Annotated in this window: 22 protein-coding genes; 20 read left to right on the top strand and 2 right to left on the bottom strand. The window is 69.0% G+C overall.

Annotated features, from left to right (window positions below; translation table 11 throughout):
• Nucleotides 1-241: 241 nt before the first annotated feature.
• Nucleotides 242-1,066, bottom strand: coding sequence for a flagellin (locus ACE3N9_RS05340; protein ID WP_374281593.1), 825 nt, complete (start codon nucleotides 1,064-1,066; stop codon nucleotides 242-244).
• 229 nt (nucleotides 1,067-1,295) lie between these two features.
• Between ACE3N9_RS05340 and ACE3N9_RS05335 the strand changes: the two genes are divergently transcribed.
• From ACE3N9_RS05335 to ACE3N9_RS05245, 19 genes are all read left to right on the top strand, one after another.
• On the top strand, nucleotides 1,296-2,579 hold the full coding sequence (locus ACE3N9_RS05335) for a sigma-54 interaction domain-containing protein (RefSeq protein ID WP_374281591.1): 1,284 nt from the start codon (nucleotides 1,296-1,298) through the stop codon (nucleotides 2,577-2,579).
• A complete protein-coding gene (gene fliE, locus ACE3N9_RS05330) occupies nucleotides 2,576-2,944 on the top strand; it encodes a flagellar hook-basal body complex protein FliE (RefSeq protein ID WP_374281589.1) in 369 nt (122 codons plus the stop codon). Before ACE3N9_RS05335 ends, fliE begins: the two co-directional genes overlap by 4 nt.
• A gap of 3 nt (nucleotides 2,945-2,947) precedes the next feature.
• Entirely contained in the window at nucleotides 2,948-4,612 is a 1,665-nt protein-coding gene (gene fliF, locus ACE3N9_RS05325; protein WP_374281587.1) for a flagellar basal-body MS-ring/collar protein FliF, read from the top strand.
• The gene (gene fliG, locus ACE3N9_RS05320; RefSeq protein WP_374281585.1) at nucleotides 4,609-5,649 is read left to right on the top strand and encodes a flagellar motor switch protein FliG; all 1,041 of its coding nucleotides are present in this window, start codon (nucleotides 4,609-4,611) and stop codon (nucleotides 5,647-5,649) included. The genes fliF and fliG overlap by 4 nt, the downstream gene beginning before the upstream one ends.
• Nucleotides 5,633-6,253 (top strand): FliH/SctL family protein, encoded by a 621-nt coding sequence (locus tag ACE3N9_RS05315; RefSeq protein WP_374281583.1) that lies wholly within the window; start codon nucleotides 5,633-5,635, stop codon nucleotides 6,251-6,253. The genes fliG and ACE3N9_RS05315 overlap by 17 nt, the downstream gene beginning before the upstream one ends.
• A complete protein-coding gene (locus ACE3N9_RS05310; protein WP_374281581.1) occupies nucleotides 6,247-7,581 on the top strand; it encodes a FliI/YscN family ATPase in 1,335 nt (444 codons plus the stop codon). Before ACE3N9_RS05315 ends, ACE3N9_RS05310 begins: the two co-directional genes overlap by 7 nt.
• Nucleotides 7,571-7,996, top strand: coding sequence for a hypothetical protein (locus ACE3N9_RS05305; protein ID WP_374281580.1), 426 nt, complete (start codon nucleotides 7,571-7,573; stop codon nucleotides 7,994-7,996). The genes ACE3N9_RS05310 and ACE3N9_RS05305 overlap by 11 nt, the downstream gene beginning before the upstream one ends.
• A 35-nt stretch (nucleotides 7,997-8,031) precedes the next feature.
• Nucleotides 8,032-9,348, top strand: a complete 1,317-nt coding sequence (locus ACE3N9_RS05300; RefSeq protein WP_374281578.1) for a hypothetical protein — start codon at nucleotides 8,032-8,034, stop codon at nucleotides 9,346-9,348.
• A gap of 33 nt (nucleotides 9,349-9,381) precedes the next feature.
• Nucleotides 9,382-9,984: a flagellar basal body-associated protein FliL gene (gene fliL, locus ACE3N9_RS05295; protein ID WP_374281576.1), complete on the top strand. Its 603-nt coding sequence runs from the start codon at nucleotides 9,382-9,384 to the stop codon at nucleotides 9,982-9,984.
• On the top strand, nucleotides 9,981-10,874 hold the full coding sequence (locus tag ACE3N9_RS05290; protein ID WP_374281574.1) for a FliM/FliN family flagellar motor switch protein: 894 nt from the start codon (nucleotides 9,981-9,983) through the stop codon (nucleotides 10,872-10,874). Before fliL ends, ACE3N9_RS05290 begins: the two co-directional genes overlap by 4 nt.
• Nucleotides 10,875-10,890: 16 nt before the next feature.
• Nucleotides 10,891-11,172 (top strand): flagellar motor switch protein FliN, encoded by a 282-nt coding sequence (gene fliN / locus ACE3N9_RS05285; protein ID WP_374281572.1) that lies wholly within the window; start codon nucleotides 10,891-10,893, stop codon nucleotides 11,170-11,172.
• Nucleotides 11,172-11,441 carry a flagellar biosynthetic protein FliO gene (locus tag ACE3N9_RS05280; RefSeq protein ID WP_374281570.1) on the top strand — a complete coding sequence of 90 codons (270 nt, stop codon included), beginning with the start codon at nucleotides 11,172-11,174 and terminating at the stop codon, nucleotides 11,439-11,441. Before fliN ends, ACE3N9_RS05280 begins: the two co-directional genes overlap by 1 nt.
• The gene (gene fliP, locus ACE3N9_RS05275; RefSeq protein ID WP_374281568.1) at nucleotides 11,438-12,190 is read left to right on the top strand and encodes a flagellar type III secretion system pore protein FliP; all 753 of its coding nucleotides are present in this window, start codon (nucleotides 11,438-11,440) and stop codon (nucleotides 12,188-12,190) included. The genes ACE3N9_RS05280 and fliP overlap by 4 nt, the downstream gene beginning before the upstream one ends.
• Nucleotides 12,191-12,196: 6 nt before the next feature.
• A complete protein-coding gene (locus tag ACE3N9_RS05270) occupies nucleotides 12,197-12,469 on the top strand; it encodes a flagellar biosynthetic protein FliQ (RefSeq protein WP_374281567.1) in 273 nt (90 codons plus the stop codon).
• Entirely contained in the window at nucleotides 12,466-13,248 is a 783-nt protein-coding gene (fliR, locus tag ACE3N9_RS05265; protein WP_374281565.1) for a flagellar biosynthetic protein FliR, read from the top strand. Before ACE3N9_RS05270 ends, fliR begins: the two co-directional genes overlap by 4 nt.
• Nucleotides 13,245-14,378 (top strand): flagellar biosynthesis protein FlhB, encoded by a 1,134-nt coding sequence (locus ACE3N9_RS05260; RefSeq protein ID WP_374281563.1) that lies wholly within the window; start codon nucleotides 13,245-13,247, stop codon nucleotides 14,376-14,378. The genes fliR and ACE3N9_RS05260 overlap by 4 nt, the downstream gene beginning before the upstream one ends.
• Before the next feature lie 30 nt (nucleotides 14,379-14,408).
• On the top strand, nucleotides 14,409-15,830 hold the full coding sequence (gene fliD, locus ACE3N9_RS05255; RefSeq protein ID WP_374281561.1) for a flagellar filament capping protein FliD: 1,422 nt from the start codon (nucleotides 14,409-14,411) through the stop codon (nucleotides 15,828-15,830).
• 9 nt (nucleotides 15,831-15,839) lie between these two features.
• On the top strand, nucleotides 15,840-16,208 hold the full coding sequence (gene fliS, locus ACE3N9_RS05250; protein WP_374281559.1) for a flagellar export chaperone FliS: 369 nt from the start codon (nucleotides 15,840-15,842) through the stop codon (nucleotides 16,206-16,208).
• Between the two features lie 220 nt (nucleotides 16,209-16,428).
• Nucleotides 16,429-17,031: a response regulator transcription factor gene (locus ACE3N9_RS05245; protein ID WP_374281557.1), complete on the top strand. Its 603-nt coding sequence runs from the start codon at nucleotides 16,429-16,431 to the stop codon at nucleotides 17,029-17,031.
• Between the two features lie 91 nt (nucleotides 17,032-17,122).
• Here ACE3N9_RS05245 and ACE3N9_RS05240 read toward each other — a convergent pair whose 3' ends face one another.
• The gene (locus tag ACE3N9_RS05240; RefSeq protein WP_374281555.1) at nucleotides 17,123-18,130 is read right to left on the bottom strand and encodes a chemotaxis protein CheB; all 1,008 of its coding nucleotides are present in this window, start codon (nucleotides 18,128-18,130) and stop codon (nucleotides 17,123-17,125) included.
• Between the two features lie 218 nt (nucleotides 18,131-18,348).
• On the opposite strand from ACE3N9_RS05240, the gene ACE3N9_RS05235 reads away from it, so the two are divergent.
• Nucleotides 18,349-20,181, top strand: coding sequence for a methyl-accepting chemotaxis protein (locus tag ACE3N9_RS05235; protein ID WP_374281553.1), 1,833 nt, complete (start codon nucleotides 18,349-18,351; stop codon nucleotides 20,179-20,181).
• Nucleotides 20,182-20,191: the final 10 nt, after the last annotated feature.

The raw sequence follows: 20,191 nt of genomic DNA, 5'->3' as shown, positions 1-20,191 counted from the left end.
GCCCGACCACCCGTTAAAGGTACCCTGTGGGTGGTCGGGCCGGGGGAGCGGGCTGGTGTTGCAAGCCAACTGCGGATGCAGTTGGCGCACCAAGCAAGGACTCTTCCGGGGGAGTGGGCCGGCCAGGCCAAGCTGATCGCGGAGGCGATCAGCGCACCCAGCAAGAACGCAAAGGGCCCGGCGGTGGGGACACCGCCGGGCCGGGCCTGGAAGGGACAGGCAACTGGCTTTGCGTCGCGGCTTAACGCAGCAGCGACAGCACGTTCTGCTGGCTCTGGTTGGCCTGCGCGATCATCGCGGTCGAGGCCTGGCTGAGGATCTGGGCCTTGGCCATCGCGGTCGTTTCCGACGAATAGTCCGCATCTTCGATCCGGCTGCGCGCGTCCGACAGGTTGGTGACATTGCTGGTCAGGTTGTTGACCGCCGATTCAAGGCGGTTCTGACCGGCGCCCAGGCCCGCGCGGGCGGCGTTCACATCGGCGAGCGCCAGGTCGACATTGTCGATCGTGGTGCTTGCCAGCGCGGCGGTGGTCACATCCAGCGCGGTCGCGTCGATGTTCGTCCCGTCGATCGCGGCCGAGGTCAGCGTGATCGTTTCACCCGATTCCGAACCGACCTGGATGTCGAAGGTCACGTCGGTGCCGGCGGTCTTCGAGAACAGCGCGTTGCCGTTGAACTTGGTGTTGGTCAGCACGTCGTCGATCTGTTCGGTCAGCGCGGTGACTTCCGACTGCATGTAATCGCGGTCCGAGGTCTGGTAGGTGCCCGAGCTCGACTGCACCGACAGTTCGCGCACGCGCTGCAGCATGTTGGACACCTCGTTGAGCGCGCCTTCGGCGGTCTGGGCCAGCGAAATGCCGTCGTTGGCGTTGCGGATGCCCTGGCTCATGCCGCGGACCTGCGAGGTCATGGTGGTGGCGATGGCGAGGCCGGCGGCGTCGTCCTTGGCGCTGTTGATGCGCTTGCCGGTCGACAGGCGTTCCATCGCGGTGCCCAGCGCCTTGCTGGCGGAGTTCGAAGCGTTCGACGCCTTGATCGCGCTGATGTTGGTGTTGATAACGGCCATTGGTTACTCCCGTGGATAGTCCCGAAAGGAAGCCGAACCGGACAATCCGGCGTGGCTGCCAGGGCCAAGACCGACGCATTTCCGGCAAAGTTAAGCCCGACCGGCAAATTTCTGCCGGGCCGGCGGCAGGCTTTTTCCTAGGTATTCGCCCGAGGCCTTAAATTACCGGAGCGTTTGACGTTCAGCGCGCAAAAGGTCCCCCTGAGATGGTTAATCAGGGGATCGGAAAATGACTGCTCTGGCTTGCAGCGATGGGGTGACGAAAAATCATGCGGCGCTGATTCAGCGCGCCGCCGCGATTGTCACCGCGCTGGGCGGAATGGATGACGGCGCAGGCGTGGCGCAGCTGCGCACGGCGCGCGATCCGCAGCCGATCGGCCCCGCGCCCTGCGTCACGCTGGAACGCGGCGCTGAAAACACGCTGGTCCGCGATGGCCAGCGCGGCCGCCTGACCCTGACCTACCGCGATGCCGGCGGCGATGGCCCGCTGGCCGCGCTGCTGGCCGCCATGGCTTCGCCGGGCCTGCCGATCGCCGCCGATCCGGAAAGCCTGTCGGTCCTGGCCCTGGCCGAACGCCTCGCCGCCAGCGAGATCCCCGTGCTGATCAACGGCCCGACCGGCACCGGCAAGGAAGTGCTGAGCCGCTTCATCCACGCCCGCAGTCCCCGCCGCGATGGTCCCTTCGTGGCGGTCAACTGCGCGGCCATGCCCGAAACCATGCTGGAAGCGATGCTGTTCGGCCACCGCAAGGGCGCTTTCACCGGCGCGACCGAGGCGAGCGAGGGCTTCTTCCGCGCGGCCGATGGCGGCACCCTGCTGCTCGACGAAATCGCGGAAATGCCGCTGCCCTTGCAGGCCAAGCTGCTGCGCGCGCTGCAGGAAGGCGAAGTGGTGCCGATCGGCGCGACCCAGCCGATCAAGGTTGACGTGCGGATCATCGCCTGCGCCAACCGCGACCTGCCGACCGAAGTGGCCGAAGGCCGCTTTCGCCCCGACCTCTACTACCGGCTCAACGTGTTCCCGCTGGCCCTGAGCCCCTTGCGCGAGCGCACCGAGGACATTGCCCCGCTGGCTTTCGCCATGCTGCTGCGCCACGCCCCGCAGGGCCGCGCCCTGCCGTGGATTGCCGACAGCGCGCTGGCCCTGCTGCGCCAGCACGGCTGGCCGGGCAACGTGCGCGAGCTGGAAAACGTCATGCGCCGCGCGATCCTGCTGGCCGATGGCCAGGCCGAAATCCGCCCCGAACACATCGTGTTCGACAGTGCCGCCCGGCTGGTCGGCGACAGTGCCCCGGCGCTGCCGCTGGAAAGCGAAGGCCCGCGCAAGCTGTCGAACATCGTCCAGCTGAGCGAAGCGCGCGCGATCATGGACGTGCTGAGCGCCTGCGGCGGCAGCCGGGTGGCCGCCGCGCGCGAACTGGGCATTTCCGAACGCACCCTGCGCTACCGCCTGGCCTCGTTCCGCGAAGCCGGGATTGAAATGACCCGCCAGGCCGCCGGAGCCCGGCGATGAGCGGCATCGGCGGCATTGGCGGCGCGGGCAGCATCCAGCAGATCATGGCCATGCGCCAGCAGATCCTGGACCGCTCGCAGCTGCTCCAGCAATTGCACGCGCCGGCCGGACCGGCCGCCCCGGCCGATGCCCCGGCATCGCCCGCCGGGCAATTCACCGATGCGCTGAAAAGCGCGCTGGATCAGGTCAAGGACAGCCAGGGCAAGGCCGAGGCGCTGACCGACGGCTACCAGCGCGGCGAAGTGACCGACGTGGCCAAGGTGATGCTGGCCCGGCAGGAAGCGGGCATCGCTTTCGAAGCGACCCTGCAGGTCCGCAACCGGCTGCTGTCCGCCTACCAGGACATCATGCGGATGGGGGTGTGATAGATGGCTGACCTGGTTCCCGCCGCGGCCAATGCCGCCCCGCCCCCCGCCCCCGCGTTCGATCTGGCAGCGCTGAACACCGGCACCCCGCTGGAACGGCTGCGCGGCCTGACCGCGCAGCCCGCCGTGCGCCGCGCGCTGCCGCTGTTCGGCGGCCTCGCCGCGCTGGGCGGCGTCGCGCTGACCTGGGCATTGCTGTCCACCCCGCCGCAGCGCGTGCTTTATTCCCAGCTCGACGATGCGACCCGCGCCGAAGTGGTCGCGAGCCTCGACAAGGCCGGGATCGGCTATCAAATCGACAACCAGACCGGCACGCTGACCGTGGACGAGGACCAGCTTTACCGCGCGCGGATGCTGGTCGCCTCGGACGGGGCGCTGGCCCAACCCGATGCCCAGTCCAGTCTCGACAACCTGCCGCTGGGCGCCAGCCGCACGCTGGAAGGCGAACGGCTGCGCGCCGCGCGCGAACGCGAAATGCAGCTGACCATCCAGGAAATCGACGGGGTGGAAAGCGTGCGCGTCCACCTCGCCGAAGCGGCCCGATCGGTCTTCGTGCGCGAGGATACGCCGCCGTCCGCCTCGGTCATGGTGCGCATGGCCAAGGGCCGCCAGCTGTCCGACAGCCAGGTTGCCGCGATCGTCAATCTGGTCGCCGGATCGGTGCCGGGAATGACCCCGGACGCGGTCCGCGTGGTCGATCAGCATGGCCGCCTGCTCAGCCAGCGCGGCGGGGCCGATACCGACCGGCTGGAATTGCAGGGCCGGATGGAGGAAAAGCTGCGCGGCCAGCTGGACGGCCTGCTGACCCCGATGCTGGGCGCGGGCAATTTTTCCAGCGAGATCCAGGTCGATCTCGACATGGACCAGGTCACCAGCGCCCGCGAAAGCTATGACAAGGAAGGCGTGCTGCGCAGCGAAACGCAGGCCGCTTCGCAGACCACCGGGCCGGGCCAGGCCGGGGGCGTTCCGGGCGCGGTGTCGAACACCCCGCCGGCTGCCACCGTCGCCCGCCCCGGCGCGCCGCAGGGCACCCCGCCTGCCGCCGCCGGCGGCGCCCAGCCGACCAATGGCGAAAGCAGCGCAACCCGCAATTACGAGCTGGGCCGCGAAGTGTCGGTCGCCAATGCCGGCCCGGGCAAGGTCAAGCGCGTGTCGGTGGCCGTGGCAATCAGCCAGGCGGCGATGAAGAATGGCAAGCCCGCCGATCTGGACCAGATCAAGCAGCTGGTCTCCGCCGCGGTCGGCGCCGATCCGCAGCGCGGCGACCAGGTAACCGTGCTGGCCCGCCCGTTCGAACCCGTCGATGACCAGGGCGTGCCGTTCTATGAAGCGCCATGGTTTGCCATGGCGGTGCGGTACGGCGTGGCCCTGCTGGCCGTGCTGCTGGTGCTGCTGCTGGGCGTGCGCCCGCTGGTCAAGGCGCTGAAGCGCGAACCCGCCCCCGCGCTCCCCGCCGCCGCCGATGGCGAGATGGACGGCGAGCCGGGCGATGGCGGCGAAGGCGAAACCGGCCAGCCCCGCGCAGGCAGCGGCGCCGCCCCCGATCCCGCGGTGCTGGGCCGCCAGGTCAGCCTGGCGCAGCGCATCGTCGAGGAAAAGCCCGATGACGCGCTCCACGCGCTGCGCCAGATGCTGGCCCAGCAGAACGAGGCGGAGGCCGCCCGATGAGCGCTGAACCGACCGAGCTGCCCCACGCCGCCCCGGGCCTGAGCGATGCCGAACGCGCCGCAGTGATGGTCATGCTGCTGGAGGAGGACCAGGCCGCCGCGATCCTCGCCCAGCTTGATCCCGAGGAGCTGCGCCTGCTGGGCGAAAAGATGTGCGCGCTGGGCGAAATCGGGCCGGACCTGATCACCCAGGCGATCCAGGGCTTCGTCAAGAATACCGAACGCAGCGGGATCAGCGCGCGCGGGCGCAACGATCACGTCCGCGCGCTGATGCACCGCGCCGTGGGCGAAGTGAAGGCCGACAGCCTGATGCAGCGCATCCTGCCCCATGGCGAAGAGCGCGGCCCGGCGATCGAGCTGGCCCGCTGGCTGACCGCCGAAGCGCTGATCCCGCTGATCCGGGACGAACACCCCCAGGCACTGGCCGTGCTGCTGGTCCAGCTGGAAGCCGAAGTCGCCGCCGCGGTGCTCCAGGCCCTGCCCGGCGATGTCCAGACCCAGGTGGTCCACCGCGTTGCCACCCTGGGCCAGGTCCCGGGCGAGGCTTTGGCAATGCTGGACGAGATGCTCCAGGCCCGGATCGGCGAACGCCACGGTCAGGCAATGCTGACCATGGGCGGCCCGCGCGAGGCTGCCGACATCATCAACCAGGCCGGCAAGAGCGCGGAAAAGCGGATCATGCCGGAGATCGGCCGGATCGACAAGAACCTGGCCCGCGAGATCGAAAGCGAGATGTTCAAGTTCGAACACCTGTTCACGCTCGATCCGCAGGCGATGGGCTCGCTGCTGCGCGAAGTGGAAAGCGACACCCTGATCGACGCGCTGAAAGGCACCGACGAGGCCAACCGCGAAGTGTTCTTCCGCGCCATGTCGAGCCGCGCCGCCGACGGCGTGAAGGACGAAATCGCCGCGCGCGGCCGCCTCAAGATGGCCGACGTGATCGAAGCGCAGAAGGCCATCGTCGCCGCCGCCCGGCGGCTCGCCGCCGAAGGGGTGATCGTGTTCGGCGTGGGCGGCGGCGATGACGAATATGTCTGACCTGGCGCGCGCCGCGCCGCCGGTGCGGGTATCCCTTGCGGCGCTGGCCGGGCCGATCGGCTTTGCCAGCGATCCGCGTTTCTCGGGGGCGGCGTCTCCTGCGCCGCCCCCACCCGATCCTGCCGCCGCGCCCGCCGATCCGCTCGCCGTGGCCTGGGCCGAAGGCTATGCCACCGGGGTCGAGGAAGCGCGCACCGAGGCGCGCCTGCTGGCCGAAGCCGACGAGGCCGCGCGCGGTCGGATCGAGCTGTCGCTCGCCCGGCTGGACGAGGAACTGGCCGAAGCGCTGCGCCAGAAGCTTTACGCCACGGTCGAGTCGCTGTGCGAGGCGGCGATTGCCCCGCTGATGCTGGACAAGGCCGCACTGGCCGCGCGGGTCGAGCGCGCCGCCGGGATGCTTGCCCGCGCGGATGACGAGCGCGTGCTGCGGCTCCACCCCGATGACCTCAAGCTGGTCGGCAAGCGCCTGCCCGAAGGGCTGGACGTGGTGCCCGATCCGGCGCTGGAACGCGGCGCCTTGCGCGTCGAGACCGCCAATGGCGGGGTCGAGGACGGCCCGGCCCACTGGCGCGCCGCGATTGCCGAGGCGCTGGGCCAGTGCTGAAGTTGTTCGATCCCCTGCTGGACGAACTGTCCGGCGCGCATATCGACCTGACACCGGGCCGTTATGGCCTGTTGACCGCCTGCGATGGCGGACTGCTGGAAGTGTCGGGGCTGTCCGCCCCGGTCGGCGCGCTGTGCAAGGTGGCGCACGGCCGCGCCCATCCGCTGACCGCCGAAGTGATCGGCTTTCGCAATGGCCGCACGCTGATGATGCTGCTGGGCGATACGGTGATGCTGCGCCCCGGCGCGCGGGTCCGCGCCGAAGGCCGCCCCGGGATGCTGCCGGTGGGCGAGGCGTTCCTGGGCCGCGCGGTCGATGGCGAGGGGCTGCCGATTGACGGCCTCGGGCCGCTCCACCCGCAGGGCTCATGGCCTGCCGGCGGGCTGCGCACCAGCGCGCTCGATCGCAGCCCGGTGCGCGAAACCTTCGATACCGGGGTGCGCGCGCTCAACGCGCTGACCACGTTCGGGATCGGCCAGCGGATCGGCATCATGGCCGGTTCGGGCGTGGGCAAGTCGGTCCTGCTCGACATGGTCGCGACCGGGGCCGAAGCCGAAGTCGTGGTCGTCGGCCTGATCGGCGAGCGCGCGCGCGAAGTGTCGGACTTTGTCGAACGCCACATGGCGGGCAGCAAGCGCGCCCGCACCGCCGTGGTTGCGGTGCCGGCCGACCATGCCCCCAACCTGCGGCTGCGCGGGGCGATGCTGGCGACCAGCCTGGCCGAATATTTCCGCGCCCAGGGCAAGCGGGTGCTGCTGATCATGGACAGTCTGACCCGCGTTGCCCACGCGGGCCGCGAAATCGCGCTGCTGCTGGGCGAACCGGGCGCGGCGCGCGGCTATCCTCCCAGCGCGCTCGCGACGATCACCAAGCTGGTCGAGCGCGCCGGCAATTCGGCCGCCAGCGGCGGGTCGATCACCGGGCTCTACACCGTGCTGGCCGACGGCGACAACCAGGACGATCCGGTGGTCGATACGGCCCGCTCGATCCTTGATGGCCACGTGGTCCTCAGCCGCGAACTGGCCCAGCGCGGGCAGTATCCGGCGATCGACATCGCCGCCTCGCTCAGCCGCGTGATGGCCGACATCGTCTCCCCGCAGCACCAGACCATGGCGCGCGAGTTCCGCGCCCTGACCGCCAGCTACGAGGCCAACCGCGACCTGGTACTGATGGGCGCCTACCGCGCCGGGGCCGACCCGCAGCTCGACCGGGCGATTGCGATGCACGGCGCGCTGGTCGAATTCCTGTGCCAGCCGGCGCGCAGCACGGTCAGCCTGGCGGACAGCGTGGCCATGCTGGGCGAGTTGATCGGCGGCGATGCGCGCTGAGCAGGCCCGGCTGCGCCGCCTGCAACGGCTGGAACGGGTGCGCGCCATCGCCAAGCAGAGCGCGGCGGTGGAAGCCGCCCAGGCCGAAGGGACCCTGGCCCAGCTCGAAGCCCTGGCCGAGCGCACCCGCGCCCTGACCGACGACTATCGCCGCCGCAGCCGCTTTGCCGATGGGCTGGAACTGCGCCAGACCGGGCACTTCGTCGCCGGGCTCCAGGCGATCACCCGCAGTACCACCGACGATGCCCGCCGCGCCAAGGCGCTGGCCGACCGCAAGCAGCAGGAACTGGCCCAGGCCGAACGCAGCCGCGCCGCGGTGGAAGACCGCGCCCTGGCCCAGGAAAAGGCCATCGCCGCCCGCGCCGCGCCGCCGGTGCTGGGCGCCCGCAAGGCAATTGGCACGGGTCTTGAATAGTTAACGGCAGCCCCTTGGACCAAAGGACCCTGCCGATGCTGCCACTTTCCGCCCTGCCTGCCACCGCCGCCCCCAATCCGGGTGCGGACCTGCCTGCCGGCCAGCCCGGCAGCGGCGCGGAAGGCGCGGATTTCCTGGCCTTGCTGGCCCAGCAGGCGGGCGACGCGGCCAGTCTGGCCGGGCCGGTGGAGGCCATGCCGGGCGCGGCGATCATGGCTAACGCCGTGGCCGATCCTGCCGCCGCCTTGCCGGCAACCGGCAAGATCTTGCCGCCCGGCTTGCCGCTTTTGCCGCAGGCGGGCGAAATGCTGCCGGACGATGCCGCCCTGTCGGCCGAACCGCAGCCTGCTCCGCCGCCCGCCGTCGCCATGGCCGTCCGGCTGGGGCAATTGCCGCTGGCCCGGCTGGTCCAGCAGCCCCGCGCCGCCGATGCGGAGGCAACTGCCAAACCGGCGCCCGAGGCCGAGGCCAAAGCTGCCGCCCTTACCGCGAGCGAGGACCTGCCAGTCCCCGCGCCCGATCAGGCGCTGATCCTGCCCGCCCCCGCCCCGCTGCCGCTGCTGCCCGAAGCCGCTGCGGCAGAGGCCGATGCGGTGCTGGCCGCAGCCGCGCCCCGCGCCCGGCCGCTGCCCCTGCCCCTGCCGACCGCCGCGCCGCAGGGCGGCCAGGCCCAGGCCGCGCCGCACAGTGCCGCCGCCCCGACCATCGAAATCGCCGCCGCCGCGCCGCCACCCGCGCCGCTGCTGGCCCCGGCTGCCGATGCTGCGCCGCGCGTCGCCGCCAGCCTGCGCGTGGCGATTGCCGCCCCTGCCGACCAGCGCGAGGAACCCATGCTGCCCGCCGCCGCCGATGCCGTGCTGCCGGGCGCCGCGCCGCAGGCCCCCGCCGCTCCCAATGCCCCGGCCGCGCTGGCCCCGGCCGCGCCCATTAGCCGCCCGCACGATTTCGGCGCGCTGGTCGACCGGCTGGTCGCTGCGCGCGAGGCGATGCAGCCGCAGGCCGTCTCGATCGCGGTGCGCCATGCCGATTTCGGCCCGGTCCAGCTGCACTTCCGCCAGGATGACGGCGCACTGAGCGTCCAGCTGGCCAGCCCCGATCCCGACTTTGCCCGCGCGGTCAGCCAGGCGGTCCCGCCGGTCCTGGCCGCGCAGAACGCCGACAGCGCCGCGCTGAACCAGGGTTCCGCCCGCCAGGACCAGCCCAGCGGCGCGCCGGCCGACGGCAATGGCCAGCAGCGCGGCCAGCAGCAGGCTGCCCAGCGCGATGAACGCGGCACCCGCGCCAACCCCGCCCCGCGCCACAGCGCCGCCCAGCCGGGCGAGCAGCGCGGCCAGCAGGGCATCTTCGCCTGAATTTCTCCAGATCACACCCAGGGATGAACGCGCATGAGTGACAAGAAGGACAAGGAAGCCAAGCCGAAGAAGGCCAAGGGCAAGGGCATGCTGGTCAAGCTGGTGGCCGGGCTGGTGTTGGTCGGCGTGGGCGGCGGCGGCACCTTTGCGCTGGTCAAGTCGGGCATGCTCGGCGGCGGCGAAGGCGAGGCCCACGCCAAGGAGGACAACAAGCCCAAGCTGGTGCGCAAGGGCGAGGAAGACCCATTTGCCCCCAAGACCGAGGCCAAGGAAGGCGAAGGCGCCGGAGCCGAAGTCGAAGGCGACGGCGGCAGCGAGTTCAAGACCAGCTATTACAACTTCACCGACGACTTCACCTCGAACCTCAAGAATTCGAGCGCGCTGGTGCAGATCAGCCTGGCCTGTTCCACCCGCCGCGACGGGCGCGTGCTGATGTGGCTGAAGAAGCACGAGCTGGCGATCCGCAGCCAGATCCTGGTGGTGCTGGCCGACACGCCCGAGGAAGACGCCTTCACTCCCGAAGGCAAGGAACGCCTGCAAAAGCGCCTGACCGACGCGATCAACAAGGTACTGACCGAAACCGAAGGGTTCGGCGGGATCGACAAGGTCTACTTCAAGAGCTTCCTGGTCCAGTGAAGCCGCAGCGCGACTTTGTGGCCGAACGGGCCGCCGCGCAGCATTGCGCCGAATTGCTGCGGCGCGGGCCGGAGCCGGCCGAACTGCTGCCGCTGTTCGCCAAGGCGGGCGAGCGCTTTGCCCGCCAGCTGGCACAGGGCCTGCTGGCCGTGGCCGGGGGCGAGGCACCGGCAGTGGAATGCCAGCCGGTGCGCGAAACCACCATGGCGGACCTCGCCGGCACGATTGCCCCGCTGGCGGCCAATGCGCTGCTGGGCGCCGGGATCGGGGCTGCGCCGCTGCTCGCCTCGCTCCAGGCCGAAGCCGTGCTGCGGCTGGTCGACAAGGCGTTCGGCGGCAAGGGCGAGGCCCCCGCCGTGCTGCCCGAAAAGTTCCCGCTATCGGCCCGGCTGCTGATCGAGCGGCTGGAAGCGATGGTCGCCCAGCGGCTGGGCCAGGCGCTGGGCAGCGCCGATGCGATCCGCGCCCTGCGCCGCGATGGCAGCCTGGCCGATCTGGCCCCCTTCGCCCCGGAAACCCGGCTGGCGGTGCTGGACCTCGACGTGATGGAAGGGATGCGCGGGCCCTGGCGGCTGACGCTGGCCCTGCCCTATGCCACCCTGGCCGAACTGTTCGGCCACGGCGAGCGCGTGCCCGCCGCCCGCCCGCGCGCGCCCCGCGTCGCCGATCCGGCCAAGGCCCCCTTTGCCGACATGCCGCTGCCGCTTTCCGCGGTGCTGGTCGACATGGCCATGCCGCTGCACGCCATCGCCACGCTCGAGCCGGGCACGGTGCTGCCGGTGGCGGTGGCGCGGCAGGTCCCGATTGCCATTGCCGGGACGGTCATCGCCCGCGGCACCGTGGGCGCGCAGGATGACTGCGTCGCCATCAAGCTCACCATGATTGCCTGAACAGGACAGACCCCCCATGACAATCCACACCCGCGGCTTTGACCTTCTCAAGGAAGTCGACGTCCGCCTCTTGGTCGAACTGGGCCGGACCGAAATGAAGCTCAAGGACGTGCTCTCGCTCGGCGAGGAAAGCGTCGTCATGCTCGACCGGCTGACCGACGAGCTGCTTGACGTGATGGTCAACGGCAAGCTGATCGCGCGCGGCGAAATCGTTGCCCAGGGCAACCGGTTCGGCCTGCGCATCGTCGAAATGGCTGGCGGCAGCGCCCCGGCCGCTCCGGCGGAGGGCGGCGAATAATGCTGTGGTATCTGCTCAAGCTGCTGGTGCTGCTGCCGATGATCGGCGCGCTGGCGTGGTATTCGCTGAAGTTCGCGCAGAAGTGGCAGGCGAAAATGGGCGCTGCGCCCGGTCAGGCCAAATCGGTCCGCGTGATCGAGACGGCCATGTTGTCGCCCACGCTCAAGCTGGCGGTGATCGAATTTCACGGCCGCGAAATCCTCGTCTCGGCCTCGCGCCAGGGCCTGACCCGGCTGGCCGAAGCCCCGGCGCGCGAGGTGGCGGAATGAGGTTCCTGCGCCCCCTCATCGCGCTTGGTGCCCTGGTGCTGCCCGTGGCGGTCCAGGCCCAGGTCGCCGTGCCCGGCGCGCTGGACCGTGCCTTTGCCAGCGTGAACGGCGCGCAGGGCAGCGGCATGTCGCTGTCGCTCCAGCTGCTCCTGATCATGGGGCTGCTGACCATCCTGCCCGGGCTGATCCTGATGATGACCAGCTTCACCCGGATCCTGGTGGTGCTGTCGATCCTGCGCCAGGCGCTGGGCCTGCAGCAAAGCCCGCCCAACCAGGTGCTGATCGGGCTGGCGCTGTTCCTCTCGCTGTTCGTCATGGCCCCCACGCTCGACCGGGTGAACCAGGTGGCGATTGCCCCCTACGGCGCCGGCACGATCAACGCCGAACAGGCGATCGCGGCGGGCGGGCAGCAGTTCCACGCCTTCATGATCCGCCAGACGCGCGAACACGACCTGGCGATGTTCGCCGAAATGGCCAAGGCGCCCAAGTTCGCCCGGGCCGAGGACGTGCCGTTCTCGATCCTGCTGCCGGCCTTCGTCACCAGCGAGCTCAAGACCGCGTTCCAGATCGGGTTCATGCTGTTCCTGCCGTTCCTGGTGATCGATCTCGTCGTCTCCTCCGTGCTGATGAGCCTGGGGATGATGATGATGAGCCCGACCATCGTCTCGCTGCCGTTCAAGCTGCTGCTGTTCGTGCTGGTCGATGGCTGGGCGCTGCTGATGGGCAGCCTGGCTGCCAGCTTCGGGTGACGTGCGATGGATGATACCGCTTCCCTTCTCGCCCTGGCCGACCGGATGCTGTGGGTGACCGCGCTGGTCGCCGCCCCGGTGCTGCTGGCCAGCCTTGCCGTTGGCCTGGTGGTCGGGGTGATCCAGGCCGCTACCTCGGTCAACGAACAGACGCTGACTTTCGTGCCCAAGCTGGCAGTGATCGCGCTGGTGCTGGTGGTGTTCGGCGCCTCGATGCTGGCGCTGGTCGGTGACTTTACCCAGCAGATCTTCGAACAGATCGCGCAGGTCAGCCGGTGATCCAGCTGACCTTCGGGTTCGGCGCGGTCGAGGCCGAGCTGTGGCGACTGGTCTTCGTCATGACGCGGATCGGCGCGGCGCTGCTGGCCGCCCCGTTCTTCGGCGCGGCAGCGGTGCCGATGCAGCTGCGCGTGGCGATGACCGCGGCGATTTCCGTCATGGTCTGCGCCTGGGTGCCGGTGCAGGTGCCGCCCGCGCTGTTCTCGCTATCGGGCCTGCTCGCCGTGGCGGCCGAAGCGCTGGTCGGGCTGGCGCTGGGCTTTGTCCTGCAGCTGTCCTTCGCCGCGCCGATCATCGCCGCCGAACAGATCGGCGGGGCGATGGGCATGTCGATCGCCAGCGCCGCCGACCCGCTGAGCGGCGCGCACAGTCCCGCGCTGGGGCAATATTTCACCGTACTGCTCAGCGTGATCTTCCTCGCGCTGGGCGGGCACCTCACCTGGCTGCGGCTGGTGGTGGAAAGTTACCAGGTGCTACCGCCCGGCGCGGCCTGGCTGTCACCCGATCAGTTGCATCTCGTCGTCTCGATGGGCGGCGCGATGTTCGTGGCCGCCGTGGCGATTGCCCTGCCGGTCACGCTGGTCCTGCTGCTGGTGCAGTTCCTGACCGGGGTGCTGAGCCGCTCCGCCCCCTCGCTCAACCTGTTCGCGCTGGGCCTGCCGGCGGGCGTGCTGGCCGGGCTGGCCGCACTGATCGTGGCCGCCCCGCTCGCCGCCGAACAGATGGCTGACCTCTCGGCCGAAGCGCTGACCAACGCCGCCGCGGTGATCGGACGATGAGCGAGGAAAAGACCTTTGCCCCAAGCGAGAAGCGCCTGCGCGAGGCCGCGCAGAAGGGCGATATCCTGCGCAGCCGGGAACTGGCGACGGCGATTGCCGTGCTGGTCGGCGCGGTCTGGCTGAAACTCGCAGGGCCGTGGATGCTGGAGGCGATGGCCGATGCCGCGCGCCAGGGCCTGACCTGGGACCGCGCCGCGCTGGAGGATTTCACGCCGGGGCGGATGCTGGCCAACCTCGCCATGGGCGTCCTGCCGCCGCTGCTGGTGCTGAGCGTGGGGGTGATGATCGCCGTCACCGCATCGCAGGTCGGCCCGGCGGATGGGCGCTGGGTTGGCGGCAACCTGCTGCCCAAGGGCTCGCGGATCAATCCCCTGTCGGGGCTGAAGCGCATGTTCGGCGCGCAGGGCTGGATCGAGGTTGGCAAGGGCTTTGCCAAAGTGCTGCTGCTGGGCGCGATTGCCTGGTCGTGGGGCGGGCGGCACCTTGCCGGACTGATTGGCCTGGGGCGCGGGGCATCGCTGTCCGGCCAGCTCATGCTCGCCTGGGACGCGCTGACCAGCCTGATGTTCGCGCTGGCCATGGGGCTGGTGGTGATCGCGCTGTTCGATTTCCCGATCCAGTGGCTGCGCCGCTTCCTGCGCCTGCGGATGAGCCAGCAGGAACTGCGTGACGAGCACAAGGAAGCCGAAGGCTCGCCCGAAAAGAAGGCCGCGATCCGCAACAAGCAGCGCCAGCTAGCAATGGGCGGCGTGGCCAAGGCAATGCGCGAGGCGCAGTTCGTGCTGACCAACCCAACCCATTTCTCGGTCGCGATGGCCTATGACCCGGACAAGGCCAATGCGCCGATCGTGCTGGCCAAGGGCCGCGGCGAAAAGGCGCTGGCAATGCGCGAGCTGGCGCGCGAGCTGGACGTGCCAATGCTGGAATACCCCGCGCTGGCGCGCTCGGTCTATTTCACCACCCGCGAAAACCAGGTGATCCGCGAAGAGCTCTACGCCGCCGTCGCCGGAGTGCTGGCCTTCGTCCTGTCGCTGAAGCGCGGCGGGCGGCCTGCCGCCCCCGCGATCGAAGTGCCGGTGGCGCTGCGCTTCGACGCCGATGGCCGGCTTGATCCGCAGGCCGGGCGTTAAAGCGCCCGCGCCGCTGCCGTTCTTTCCGCCATGACCACCACATCCGCCACCAGCCAGATCGTCTCCGCGCTTGGCGGGGGCAGCGGCATCGACATGGCGGGCCTGGCGAAAAGCCTGGCCGACGCCCAGTTCGCCGGCCGGATCGACCGGCTGACCGCGCAAAGCGACACGCTGGACCGCCAGATTTCAGCCGCATCGACGCTTAAAAGCCAGATCCTGCAGCTGGCCACATCGGTGGGCGACCGGGTGCGCCAGGGCGACCTGTCGACCCAGCCCACCATCGCCAACGGCGCGGTTGCCACGGTCAGCCGCGGCACGGCCAGCGGCAAGGGCACCTATTCGCTCGAAGTCACCGCGCTGGCCAAGGGCCAGACGCTGACCAGCCCAGCCTATGCCGCCAGCACCGCGCCGGTCGGGGCGGGCACGCTGACGCTGAAATTCGGCACGGTCAGCGGCGCGACATTTACCGAGGACACCGCCCAGGCGGCGGTCAACCTGACCATCGCCAGCGGCGCGACGCTGGCCGATGTGGCTTCGCAGATCAACGGCGCCAATGCCGGGGTCACCGCCTATGTCGCCAATGGCGCCGACGGCGCGCACCTTATGCTGAAAGGCAAGGATGGCGCGGCCAGCGGCTTCATCCTGGAAGCGGCCGAGACCGTGGGCGAGGAAGGCCTGGCCCAGCTGGCCTGGACACCCGCCAGTCCCGGCACCCGCCTGCTGTCCACCGCGCAGAACGCCAGCTTCAAGCTGGACGGGCTGGCGATGAGCACCGCGTCCAACACGATCAACGACATCGTGCCGGGGCTGAACCTGAAGCTGACCGGGACCAACAGCGGCGCCCCAACCACGATCGGTTTCAGCGATCCGGGCAGCGCGGTCGGCACTTTCATGCAGGACCTGACCAGCGCGCTGAACGAGCTGGTGGCCGAACTGAACAAGGACGTCGATCCCAAGACCGGCGACCTGGCGCGCGATTCCGGCGCGCGGGCGCTACGCACCGGACTGGCGCGGCTGGCCGGATCGATCGTCATGCCCGCCGCCACTACCGGACAGCCTGCGACCATGGCCGACCTCGGCCTCGCGACCAACCGCGACGGCACCTTCCGGTTTGACAGCGCCCGGCTGACCGCGACGCTCAAGGCATCGCCCGATGGCGTTTCCGCGATGTTCACCACCGGGCTGTTCGGGGTCTATGCCTCGCTCGACAAGCTGGGGCGCAGCGTGACCGCCGCCGCCAATCCCGGATCGCTGACCGGCTCGATCAGCCGCTACACCGCCCGCAAGACCCAGTTGAGCGAAGACCAGAGCAAGCTGGCCGACAAGCAGGAAGCGCTGCGCGCGCGCCTTGCCACCCAGTTCGCCGGGGTCGACAGCCGGGTCGGCGCCAGCAAATCCACCCTGTCGTTCCTGCAGAACCAGATCGACGCCTGGAACAATTCGAAGAACTGAGACTGACCGATGCTGGCCCTGCGCTCTCCCCACGAAGCCTATCGCAAGGTTGATTTCGACGCCCGCGTTGCCGGGGCCAACCCGCAGCAACTGGTGGCGCTCTGCTATGAACAGCTGATCGCGGCGCTGGGCAGCGCGGTCTTCGCGCACGAGAAGCACGACAACCGGCTGAAAAGCCAGTCACTGACCCGCGCCCTGTCTGCCCTGGCGGCGCTGCAGATGGGGGTCAGCCAGGACGCGGCGATCGCCCCGGCGCTACTGCAATTGTACGAGGCGGCGCGCCGCGCGGTGCTGGACAGCGTGCTGGCGTTCGATGGGACCAAGCTGAGCCAGGTGCGCCAGGACTTCATCGATATTTCGCGCGCCTTATTTCATTGAACGCCGTCTATTGTCGAAATTTTTCGCGGCCACCGCCATCTGTTTCCGATTATCTGAATAAAATATGGTATATTTCATATTAAGAACAAACATAGGTAAAACCACGTATTTGAATAATCGCTGATTTGACCAGGATTATATCGGTTTTGGAGAGATTTATTCGCGAAAACGGATGCAACTCAGGCTTATCACCTAGGCATAATCCGTTACGGTTAATCACATGACTGATCGCACTAACCTTTACCTCGTCGATGCCGACTTCCGCCGCCGGGCCGCGATTTCGCACAGCCTGGCCGGGACCAACATCCACGCCGAACCGTTCGAGGATCTGGACGAGCTGGCGCGGCGCTGGCCGCGCGACGGCCTGATCCTGGTGCACGACGAAGGACTGATGGTCCGCCGCACGATCGACCTGATGACCGAAGTGGGCGAATGGCTGCCGGTGGTGGCCTATTCGGAACGGCCCGATACGCACCGCGTGGTCCAGGCGATCCTGACCGGCGCGATCGACTATCTCGACTGGCCGTTCGCCGAACCCGAAGTGCGCCAGGCCGTCGCCGTGGCCGAGGAAAGCCGCGGCACCCAGGGCAGCGCCCGCCTGCGCGAAGCCATGGCCCGCAGCCGCATCCAGAAGCTGACCAAGCGCGAACGCGAAGTGCTGGCCGGGGTGGCCGACGGGCTGTCCAACCGCCTGATCGGCGAACGCCTGGCGATCAGCCCGCGCACGGTCGAAATCCACCGCGCCAACATGCTGAACAAGATGGGCGCGAACCATACGAGCGAAGCGATCCGCATCGCGATCGAAGGATCCCTGGTCGGCTGATCCCCCATGCGAACCGACGGTCAGCCGACATAGCCTGCGGCCTCCCCATCACCGCGATGGGGAGGCCGAATTTCGTTGGTTGGCACCAGGGTCAGGCCTGGTTGCAGATCGCGATCACCGTCTCGGCCAGCTTGTCGAGCCGCAGTTCCTGGTCTGCCGCGCCGGCCGCCATCGCGGCCGCCGGGGCTTCGCTGACCAGCGCGCTGGCGCGGTCCTGGACAAAGGTCTTGCAGCCGGCGTCGCGCATCAGCTTGAGGCCCTTGGCGCCGTCCTCGCCCATCCCGGTCAACACCGCGCCCACCGCCGGCACCCCGGCTCGGGCGAGCGTGCCGAACAAGAGCGTGGCCGATGGCCGCGCGCCTTCCACCGGATCGCGCGCCACCAGTCGGACGCGCGGCGGATCGCCGGGTTCGAACACGGCATGTTTTTCCGGATCGGCGGCAATGTAGACATGCCCCGGGGTCAGCATCGCACCGTCCTTGGCCGGACGGACCGCGCATTTCAGCTCGGCATCGAGCCGCGCGATGAAGGTTTCGACCAGCGCCGGTTCGGCCTGCAAGGTGATCACCGTCGGCGGGCACAGCGCGGGATAGCCGGCCAGCAGCGCGGTCAGCGCCTCGACCCCGCCCATCGATGCGCTGAAAGCGGCATAGTGGCCGTTCCAGGCGAACTTCGCCTCGTGCGACTTGGCCTGTTGCAGCCGCACCCGTTCGCGCACGTTGCAATTGGCGGCGGCGAGCACGATCTGGCCCAGCTTGCCCACGGTCTTGGCGAACTGTTCGGGCGTCGCTTTCAGCGGCTTGGGAAAGCATTCGACCGCGCCCAGCTCGTAGGCCTTGAGCGACACTTCGTTGCCGCTTTGCGTCAGGCTGGACAGCATCACCACCGGCATCGGCCGTTCGGCCATGATTTCCTTGAGGAAGTCGATCCCGCTCATCCCCGGCATCTCGACGTCGAGCGTCAGCACATTGGGCTTGAGGTCATCCAGCTGGTCGCGCGCCTCGGCGGCGCTGGCGGCCACGCCGACCACGCGGACATTGCGTGATTGTTCAAGAATGTCGGTGAACAGCGCGCGCATCGCGGCGGAATCGTCAACCACAAGAACCCGGGCGTCGTGCATCGGAACCATTGCCTTGATTTGCGCCCGCACCGCGCGGGCCTTTGCCGCGGTCCTATCCGCATATTGCCAAGCAAGGCCCAACGCCGCCTCCGCATAAGTGCCTAGAAACGACCACAGCAAACCTTTGCAGATGAACGTCAATGGAGCTGCTTAACGCACTCGCAACGCGCGTCGCAGGCAAGGATGGAACGCAGGTCATGGCAAGGATGAACATCGAAAAGACTGGCAAGCTGGTGGGCGGAGTGCTCGCCGGGGCCTTCCTGCTCCAGGCGGCCAGCACGATCTACATGCAGCAGACTTCGACTGCGGCTGGTGACATGGCCCGCGCCATGGCCGAAGCGCAGCAGCAGCACATGCAGGCTGACATGGCGCACGATGCGATCAATGCCGAAGTGTACCGGATAATTGCCGCTGCCGCGCGCGGCGACCTGCGCGATGCGCAATCGATCAGGCGGGACCTGGACGGGTCACGCAAGGCCCTTGAGGAGTCCTTCAAAGCCATCGAGCAGCAGGCCCTGAGCGACAGCGACAAGCAGCGCTTGCTCGCCTCGTCCGCGGCCATGCGCGACTATGCCGATGGTGCGGCCAAGCTGGTTGAAACGGTCAGCCGCGATCCTGGTGCGGTCGCCGCGCTGCTGCCTGCCCACGAACGCCGTTTCAAGGCTGCCGAGGAATTGCTGGCACGCGAGGAGGAATTCCTCGATCAGGCGCTCGATCAGGTCAACAGCCAGATGGACGCATCGAATTCGCTGTCGCTCTGGGTGGTGCTGGCTGTTTCGCTGCTGTTCCTGGCCTTGCTGGGCTGGACGCTGCGTTACTTGGCTGGCGCAGTGATCCGCCCGCTGACCCGGCTGTCGGGCCTGCTCGACCAGATGAACGCCGGCAATTTCGACATTGCCATCGAACGCCCGAGCGGGGACGATGAAGTCGCCGCAATCCAGCGCGCCGCCTATGCCTTTCGCGAGGCCGGCCAGGCCAAGCAGCGCGCCGAAGCAGAACAACAGCAGGTCGTCGCGGCGCTGGCCAAAGGGCTGGAATCGCTGGCCGATGGCAACCTGACCCACCGGATCGACCAGCCCTTCGCCGCCGAATACGAGGCGCTGCGTCAATCGTTCAACGCCTCGATCGCGCGGCTGGCTCAGCTGATGGGCAATGTCGCCGCCACCGCGCGGGGCGTTTCGACCGGGGCCGGTGAAATCCGCGCCGCATCGGACGATCTGGCGCTGCGCAACGAACAGCAGGCCGCCAGCCTGGAAGAAACCGCCGCCGCCATGAACCAGGTGACCCAGGTGCTGCGCGAAACCGCCGACAATGCCGCCGGCGTGCGCCAGAACATCGCCGCAGCCCACCGCGAAGCGAACGATGGCGGCGCCGTGGTCCGCCACGCGATCGAGGCGATGGCCGGGATCGAGCGCAGCTCGCAGGAGATCAACCAGATCATCAGCGTGATCGACGGCATCGCTTTCCAGACCAACCTGCTGGCCCTGAACGCCGGGGTCGAAGCCGCCCGCGCCGGGGATGCCGGCAAGGGCTTTGCCGTAGTCGCCAACGAGGTCCGCGCACTGGCCCAGCGCAGCGCCGATGCCGCCAAGGACATCAAGACGCTGATCACCGCGAGCACCCAGCAAGTTGGCGAAGGGGTGGCGCTGGTCGGCGAAACCGGCACGCTGCTCGAAAAGATCGTCCAGCGCGTTGGCGAAATCGCGGGCATGATGAGCGAGATCGCCACGTCGACCGAAAGCCAGTCGGTCAACCTCCAGCAAGTCAATTCGGCCGTGGGCGACATGGACCGGATGACCCAGCAGAACGCCGCGATGGTCGAACAATCGACCGCCGCCGCGCGCAGCCTGGCCGACGAGGCCCAGGAGCTGAGCCGGATCGTCAGCGCGTTCAAGGTTGACGACGGGCCGGCCGCCGCCGCGCCGCCGCGCCAGCACAAGCCGACGCCGCGCGCCCGGCCGCTGCCGGTGATCCAGGGCAATCTCGCGCTCAAGCCCGCAGCGGTGGAGGAAGACTGGTCCGAATTCTGAGCACCGCGCC

Source organism: Novosphingobium sp., assembly GCF_041905565.1.
Taxonomy (GTDB): domain Bacteria; phylum Pseudomonadota; class Alphaproteobacteria; order Sphingomonadales; family Sphingomonadaceae; genus Novosphingobium.
This window is presented reverse-complemented; position numbering and strand designations above follow the sequence as displayed.

Excerpts from the sequence above, each read along its gene's own strand:
- ACE3N9_RS05340 (WP_374281593.1), bottom strand. The coding sequence starts at position 1,066 with ATGGCCGTTATCAACACCAACATCAGCGCGATCAAGGCGTCGAACGCT.
- ACE3N9_RS05335 (WP_374281591.1), top strand. The coding sequence starts at position 1,296 with ATGACTGCTCTGGCTTGCAGCGATGGGGTGACGAAAAATCATGCGGCG.
- fliE (WP_374281589.1), top strand. The coding sequence starts at position 2,576 with ATGAGCGGCATCGGCGGCATTGGCGGCGCGGGCAGCATCCAGCAGATC.
- fliF (WP_374281587.1), top strand. The coding sequence starts at position 2,948 with ATGGCTGACCTGGTTCCCGCCGCGGCCAATGCCGCCCCGCCCCCCGCC.
- fliG (WP_374281585.1), top strand. The coding sequence starts at position 4,609 with ATGAGCGCTGAACCGACCGAGCTGCCCCACGCCGCCCCGGGCCTGAGC.
- ACE3N9_RS05315 (WP_374281583.1), top strand. The coding sequence starts at position 5,633 with ATGACGAATATGTCTGACCTGGCGCGCGCCGCGCCGCCGGTGCGGGTA.
- ACE3N9_RS05305 (WP_374281580.1), top strand. The coding sequence starts at position 7,571 with ATGCGCGCTGAGCAGGCCCGGCTGCGCCGCCTGCAACGGCTGGAACGG.
- ACE3N9_RS05300 (WP_374281578.1), top strand. The coding sequence starts at position 8,032 with ATGCTGCCACTTTCCGCCCTGCCTGCCACCGCCGCCCCCAATCCGGGT.
- fliL (WP_374281576.1), top strand. The coding sequence starts at position 9,382 with ATGAGTGACAAGAAGGACAAGGAAGCCAAGCCGAAGAAGGCCAAGGGC.
- fliN (WP_374281572.1), top strand. The coding sequence starts at position 10,891 with ATGACAATCCACACCCGCGGCTTTGACCTTCTCAAGGAAGTCGACGTC.
- ACE3N9_RS05280 (WP_374281570.1), top strand. The coding sequence starts at position 11,172 with ATGCTGTGGTATCTGCTCAAGCTGCTGGTGCTGCTGCCGATGATCGGC.
- fliP (WP_374281568.1), top strand. The coding sequence starts at position 11,438 with ATGAGGTTCCTGCGCCCCCTCATCGCGCTTGGTGCCCTGGTGCTGCCC.
- ACE3N9_RS05270 (WP_374281567.1), top strand. The coding sequence starts at position 12,197 with ATGGATGATACCGCTTCCCTTCTCGCCCTGGCCGACCGGATGCTGTGG.
- ACE3N9_RS05260 (WP_374281563.1), top strand. The coding sequence starts at position 13,245 with ATGAGCGAGGAAAAGACCTTTGCCCCAAGCGAGAAGCGCCTGCGCGAG.
- fliD (WP_374281561.1), top strand. The coding sequence starts at position 14,409 with ATGACCACCACATCCGCCACCAGCCAGATCGTCTCCGCGCTTGGCGGG.
- fliS (WP_374281559.1), top strand. The coding sequence starts at position 15,840 with ATGCTGGCCCTGCGCTCTCCCCACGAAGCCTATCGCAAGGTTGATTTC.
- ACE3N9_RS05245 (WP_374281557.1), top strand. The coding sequence starts at position 16,429 with ATGACTGATCGCACTAACCTTTACCTCGTCGATGCCGACTTCCGCCGC.
- ACE3N9_RS05235 (WP_374281553.1), top strand. The coding sequence starts at position 18,349 with ATGGCAAGGATGAACATCGAAAAGACTGGCAAGCTGGTGGGCGGAGTG.